Source organism: Paenibacillus sp. NPDC058367 (assembly GCF_042723305.1).
In the GTDB taxonomy this organism is placed as follows: Bacteria; Bacillota; Bacilli; order Paenibacillales; family Paenibacillaceae; genus Paenibacillus_AQ.
In genome coordinates this window covers 1-5,772 of record NZ_JBHXIZ010000017.1, presented here as the reverse complement: position 1 = coordinate 5,772, position 5,772 = coordinate 1, and the positions used below count along the sequence as shown (strand labels likewise).

Annotated in this window: 10 protein-coding genes; all 10 read left to right on the top strand. The window is 38.5% G+C overall.

Translation table 11 applies throughout. The features are described from left to right. The first annotated feature begins 109 nt into the window (after positions 1-109). The gene (locus ACFWMP_RS31445; protein ID WP_379426234.1) at positions 110-1,519 is read left to right on the top strand and encodes a hypothetical protein; all 1,410 of its coding nucleotides are present in this window, start codon (positions 110-112) and stop codon (positions 1,517-1,519) included. Continuing rightward, positions 1,519-1,776: a hypothetical protein gene (locus ACFWMP_RS31440; RefSeq protein ID WP_379426232.1), complete on the top strand. Its 258-nt coding sequence runs from the start codon at positions 1,519-1,521 to the stop codon at positions 1,774-1,776. The genes ACFWMP_RS31445 and ACFWMP_RS31440 overlap by 1 nt, the downstream gene beginning before the upstream one ends. A 13-nt stretch (positions 1,777-1,789) precedes the next feature. Continuing rightward, on the top strand, positions 1,790-2,701 hold the full coding sequence (locus ACFWMP_RS31435) for a zonular occludens toxin domain-containing protein (protein ID WP_379426230.1): 912 nt from the start codon (positions 1,790-1,792) through the stop codon (positions 2,699-2,701). A gap of 135 nt (positions 2,702-2,836) precedes the next feature. Then, entirely contained in the window at positions 2,837-3,028 is a 192-nt protein-coding gene (locus ACFWMP_RS31430) for a hypothetical protein (protein ID WP_379426228.1), read from the top strand. Positions 3,029-3,058: 30 nt separating this feature from the next. Beyond that, positions 3,059-3,235, top strand: a complete 177-nt coding sequence (locus ACFWMP_RS31425) for a hypothetical protein (protein ID WP_379426226.1) — start codon at positions 3,059-3,061, stop codon at positions 3,233-3,235. Between the two features lie 166 nt (positions 3,236-3,401). Continuing rightward, the gene (locus tag ACFWMP_RS31420; protein ID WP_379426224.1) at positions 3,402-4,556 is read left to right on the top strand and encodes a replication initiation factor domain-containing protein; all 1,155 of its coding nucleotides are present in this window, start codon (positions 3,402-3,404) and stop codon (positions 4,554-4,556) included. Positions 4,557-4,677: 121 nt separating this feature from the next. Next, positions 4,678-4,860, top strand: a complete 183-nt coding sequence (locus ACFWMP_RS31415; RefSeq protein WP_379426222.1) for a hypothetical protein — start codon at positions 4,678-4,680, stop codon at positions 4,858-4,860. A 64-nt stretch (positions 4,861-4,924) separates the two neighbouring features. Beyond that, a complete protein-coding gene (locus ACFWMP_RS31410) occupies positions 4,925-5,182 on the top strand; it encodes a hypothetical protein (RefSeq protein ID WP_379426220.1) in 258 nt (85 codons plus the stop codon). Then, positions 5,182-5,409: a hypothetical protein gene (locus ACFWMP_RS31405; protein ID WP_379426218.1), complete on the top strand. Its 228-nt coding sequence runs from the start codon at positions 5,182-5,184 to the stop codon at positions 5,407-5,409. Before ACFWMP_RS31410 ends, ACFWMP_RS31405 begins: the two co-directional genes overlap by 1 nt. Positions 5,410-5,534: 125 nt before the next feature. Next, positions 5,535-5,717 (top strand): hypothetical protein, encoded by a 183-nt coding sequence (locus ACFWMP_RS31400; protein ID WP_379426216.1) that lies wholly within the window; start codon positions 5,535-5,537, stop codon positions 5,715-5,717. Positions 5,718-5,772: the final 55 nt, after the last annotated feature.

Here is a 5,772-nt window from a genome sequence, read left to right as displayed (position 1 = left end):
TAAGAAAGCAATTCGTTTTTTCAAAGGTGCGGCAAACTAATATCAATTATTCCGGGCTAGAGCCTTGGGGGACAACCTCCGGGGCTCTTTTTCGTATCGGGGGGGGCTTATGAAAAAATTGCTCAGTAAGATATTCATTGCGTTAAATATACTGTCATTGTCCTACATATATTTTGTGCCTGTAGTCGAGGTACATGCATCACCTGTATTAAAAGAACCTGCTAAGTGGGTAGTTAAATCAGTTTTGAAGAAAAAAACGAAATCAATGGTAGAGTCTCAATTGGTCAAATCAGGCGTTCAGACAGTAGAAAAAACAGCTCTTGAAAAGGCGAATGAACGTTGGTTCTCGCGTATGCCTGAAAAAGCTATTTCGGGGTTACAAGAGTCGGCGGCTCGTGCTGTTCCTGCATCAACACCTGGCTGGTTAAAAACAGTTGTAGGAGTAACTATGTTTGCTACAGGTGCTGATCTTATAGCAGACATTGCTGATTATCTTAATGCTGATAAACCTGTTGATTATTATTCTGATAATGATGCTTTTCTTGGTGGACAAGATAAGTTATTAGAAGCGGCAGGCTATGTTTTGAGTTGGGAGCCTTCTGCAGATCCAGAATTTTATTATGCATATTTATTTGGACCTACTGGTGTCAAAACATATTTTAATTTTAGGGCACGACCTGCATATTTAAGTGATTATCATTTGTATTACGAAAATCAAGGTGTAGTTAGTAAATATATACTGTTATATCGTGATCCACGTTATCCCGATAGAGAGAAAAGTGTTGGAGAGGTCACCGTGATGTCTGGGTCTTGGTTTGCACAGTCTTATCATTTTACTGGAACATCAGGCAAATACAATTATGATCCAGTAGCAAAGACATTGCCTCAAACAATACCAATGCCTGCTGAGTATGCAGATTTGTATCCGGATGATACAGAAGTAGTAGAAATTATTTTCCCTGATCCTGATTTTTTTCCGGATACAACAGGGACGATTATTGCAAATCCTCATATTGTCACTAATCCAGTTCCTGAGACTCAGCCACAACCTTCAGCTCAACCTTCAGCACAGCCTACATCTGATCCGGGAACTAATCCGCAACCATCTACAAATCCTAATCCTGATCCGGGTGGCGGTACTGATCCGGGGACTGGTACTGATCCCGGAACGGGTCCCGGTACTAATCCTTATCCTGATCCGCAACCTGAACCCGGTGAAAATCCTAATCCTGATTATGGGGAGCAAACAGCACCAACAAAAACACTTCCGCAATTAATAACAACACGATTTCCTTTTAGTTTGCCTTGGGATATTTACAGAGTGCTTGCAGTTCTTAATGCTCCAGCAAAAACACCGGTTATTGATGTGAATGAAAATTATATGGGAATGCCTTTTAAATTCAAATATAGTTTTGCTTGGCTTGATCCTTATATACCTTGGTTTAGGTCAATTCTTGTTATCGGATTTGTAGTATTTTTGATCACTAGTACAAGGAAACTTCTTGGGGGTGCTCAATAATGTTCGGTGGAATATTGGATGCCATTATAACTTGGTTAGAGGTGGCGGCTCGGGCGGCAATATTGTTATTGCCCCAATCACCTTTTGCGGATTTATCATTAGCAAAATTCCCTGAAACATTTGGTAATGTGATGGGGTGGATAAACTACTTCGTTCCGATCGGGGCGATGCTCGGGATAATGACAACCTATTTAGCGGCGGTAATGATTTGGTATACCGTTAGATGGATATTAAGACTCACACAATATATCGATTAATGGAGGACTCAATTTGATAACTCTTTATACCGGATCGGTAGGATCAGGCAAATCATTTCATGGTGTTGAAATAGGTTGGGAATGGATCAAAAAGCGGCGTAAGATGGCAATTGCTAATTTTCCGTTAATATTCAAGCCGAAGGAAGCAAAGCTTTCGGAGCGTTGGATATTTCAAGACGAGATCACTGTAGAGTGGCTCATGGCGATGTCTATAGAACATGGGTGGTACGGTAAGGAATCTCAGTGTGTGGTGATCATAGACGAAGCTGGGATTATCTTTAATAGCCGTGATTGGCAGACTAAGGGCGGCGAACGTATGAAGTGGATTAAGTTCCTGTCTCAGTCTCGTAAGTTCGGATATGACTTCATATTCATTTGTCAGGCTGACCGCATGATAGATAAACAGATTCGTGGATTGGTAGAGTATGAGGTTAAACATTTGAAGGCAAACAACAGTTTCTTTATGTCGTTTCTGTCTATTTTTAAATTTACACTTTTTCTTTACGTTTACCGTTGGTATCAAACCCGGATGAAATCTAATTTGAGATTTAGCTATTATAAGCCTTGGTTAGCAAAGCGTTATGATACTTTCCGTACCTTTAATCTAGATGAATTGGTAGAGTACCTAGAGAAGCTGTATGAGGGCAAAGTGATTCCATCGATGGTGGCAACATTTATAGACGCTCAGCGTGCAGAGCTGGAAGAGAGATTGGCTGAGAAAATCAAAGCGCAACAAGATGCGGAAGAATGCGCGGAAGATCAGGGCCCCCGGGAGGGACCCTCCAGGGAGGGGACCGGGGGACTGAGAAGCCGCAAATTCCCCCGATTATTTGGACGCAGACGGAAATTAGACAACCCTATATATCCAGCAGTGCAAAATGACGTTAAGGAGGAAACTCAAAATGAAGAAGAAATTGCTCAATAAGAAATTTTTAAGCGTGGCTGCCATTGCAGTATGGTCAATCGTTGTTGCTGAAATTATTGTTATTTTGGTAAAATAATCCTTTACATTTGGTAACCAAGAAGTTATACTAAAGGTAACCAAAAAGGAGGTTATTACATGAAAAATACATCATCCGAAACCGTTATGGGACGACCGAGAATTGGTGTATCACGACAGGTTAAAATTACTCTTCCTGAGTGGGATTGGGTCGAAATCGAGCAAACCATAGATAGACGTGAATATCCTTCTATGGCTGCTTATTTTCGATATTTGCATGAAAAAGAACAATCTCTTAGGAAAAATGAATAGTAGACGCATATAGCGAAGGAGTGTGTATGAATGGGTTCTGATAAATCAATTGAAAATGCAGATCAGGAAATGATCCATATTCGGGAATTAGAGAAGTATATTCCAGCAGATTATAGAGATTCGATTATGAATATCATCCGGCTGCAGCTGATCGAAGCTTATCGTAAAGGATGGAAGGATTCTGAAAAGTATTTTGATGAAAAATAGCTACAGAAGTGTTGAATAAGGATGAAGCTTAGTTCGCAGTACGAAGAAACTATGAATGTGGTCGGTAGCAATCTGACCCCTGCCCTTCATACCCTTTTAACAATCTGCCGATCCGGCAGGGAAAGAGAGGACGTATTTATTTCCAGTTTGATCAGGAGGGAACTTGATGGAAAACGCACTAGCGCCCCCGCATTCTAACAGGGGGGTGCAAAATACATCTCCAACCGCCTTGAGGTCTTGTGTGGACTGGCTTCAAGTCACTTTGAAATCTGTACTAAATGTACAGCAAACTGCAGAAGTTTTGAATATGGACGAAGCTGATTTTAAACCCGTTTCATATTCCTATTATGGATATAAATCCCATGTTGTGAATGGTAATATTTCTATCCTTTTTGATGGACAAGTTAATATGGGGTTTCATATTCAAATGACAGGCCAAGGGTGTCGTGAATATGAAAAATTAGGTAAACAAAATTGGCAAGAGTTGTTTATAAAACTTTTCGAGCTAGGTGCACAATTTACTCGTTTGGATGGTGCTATTGATAATCTTTGTTATAAAGGTGCTGAACCTTATTTTACGCCTGATAAACTGTATCGCAAAGTTAAAGAAGGGTGTTGTCAGAGTAAATTTAAAAAGGGTAAGAAAGTTGAATCCTTCTTACTTGATGATGGTACTAATTTAGGAGAAACATTATATTTCGGTAAAGAACAATCAGATATGCAGATACGAGTTTATGAAAAGGATTTAGAAAGATTAGGTGCTGGAGAAGAATTAGAAGATGATTTAACTCGTTGGATTCGTACTGAAATTCAATGTCGTCGGGATCGGGCTCAGGCATTGGCATTATACATACTTAATGATCCTGATAAAATTGGACAAGTTTTAGCTGGAGTTTTGAAAAATTATTTGAATTTTGTTGTTAAGAATCCAAATGAATCTAATAAATCACGTTGGAATGTTTCTAAGTGGTGGTCTAAGTTTTTAGGAGATGTTGAACCTTTAAAATTGACATTTGTTGCACCTGATAAAACTATTGAAAAAGTTAAAAAATGGATTGATACACAAGTTGCTCCTAGTCTTGGTACTCTTTTTGCGGCAAGTGGGGGGGATATTGATTTGATCGTAGATTTACTTAATGATGGTATGGATCGTATGACTGAATCACAAAAACAAATGGCAGACGAAGCATTTACGATTCTACTTGAACAACGTAAAGAAAAAGAATATTTAAAGAATCAAAAATATCAAGAGTATATGTTTAGGACTATTAACACAGAAAAAAGCCCATCAGATTATTTTTCCGATGGGACAACCCTTTGACCTAGGGGATTGAATTTATTATAACGTAATCTTTAGATAAATAAACATCTGGAAAAAAATACAATACACCTTAGACTATCTATGATAGTCTATTTTTTTTCTAAAAAAGGAGGTGTTGAATTTGCCTAAGAAAGTCACAGAAGAAAATGAGTTAGAAAAGGTCAGTATTAGAGTGCCAAAAATAAATTTAAAGAGATTGGATGATATGCCTGGAACACGTACACAAAAGATTAATGATGCAATTTTGGGATATATAGACAGGGATAAAAAAACAGAAAAGAAAAATGTAGACAATTACAAATAAATACATTATATTTTATTTGTCGGACAAATAAACCGAAAAAATGAATAAATGGGAGATGTTACATATGGCAATTCCAGCGATGGTCAAACAGTTTGTGTTTAAAACTGGTAATACTGGCACGAGTAAAAAATCAGGGAAAGAATACTGCATGATTGAACTTCATGATCCTGAAACTTTGGAAAATTCTCAATTTTTTCAAAGAGAAGGTAAGTTCATTAATTTCACTGGAATTGGATTTAAGGACAAGGTAGAAGCAGGGTTTGAAATGGGTGTTTTCAATGGTCGTCCTGCCCTTGAATTAAGTACATTACGTAAAATCTAATGGAACCAACAGCGACTCCAATTCCAACTCCTATTCCAAGTCCTATTCCTGAGATTATTCCTGAACCTTCAATGCTTCCTGATCTGTCAGTTGTCAGCACTCAATTGCAAACGCTCATTGACAATCAAATTTATTCACATAGTTTATTGATAACCTTTGGTAATTTGTTTATGGGGTTATTGATCGGCTATTTTGCGGCAAGGGGGCTTACTGATCCGTGGAAATAATAGATTTTGGATTGATTGGTGCTGGCTTTGGATTCTCATTCCTCGTTTACTTCATTATCTTCTTGATAATGTATGTGATTAATAAAGTCTCAAACATTTGATTTTGTTAAGGAGGTGAATACATAATGCAAATCTTTACAGCTGTTACTTCTGGATTTGATTCCACAGCGGTTGTTACTGCGGTACAAACTGCCGTTACTGATACGCTTGGGATGATGACTAGTTTGTTGCCTATCGCTTTGACTGTGTTTGCGGCTACATGGGGCGTTAAGAAAGCAATTCGTTTTTTCAAAGGTGCGGCAAACTAATATCAATTATTCCGGGCTAGAGCCTTGGGGGACAACCTCCGGGGCTCTTTTTCGT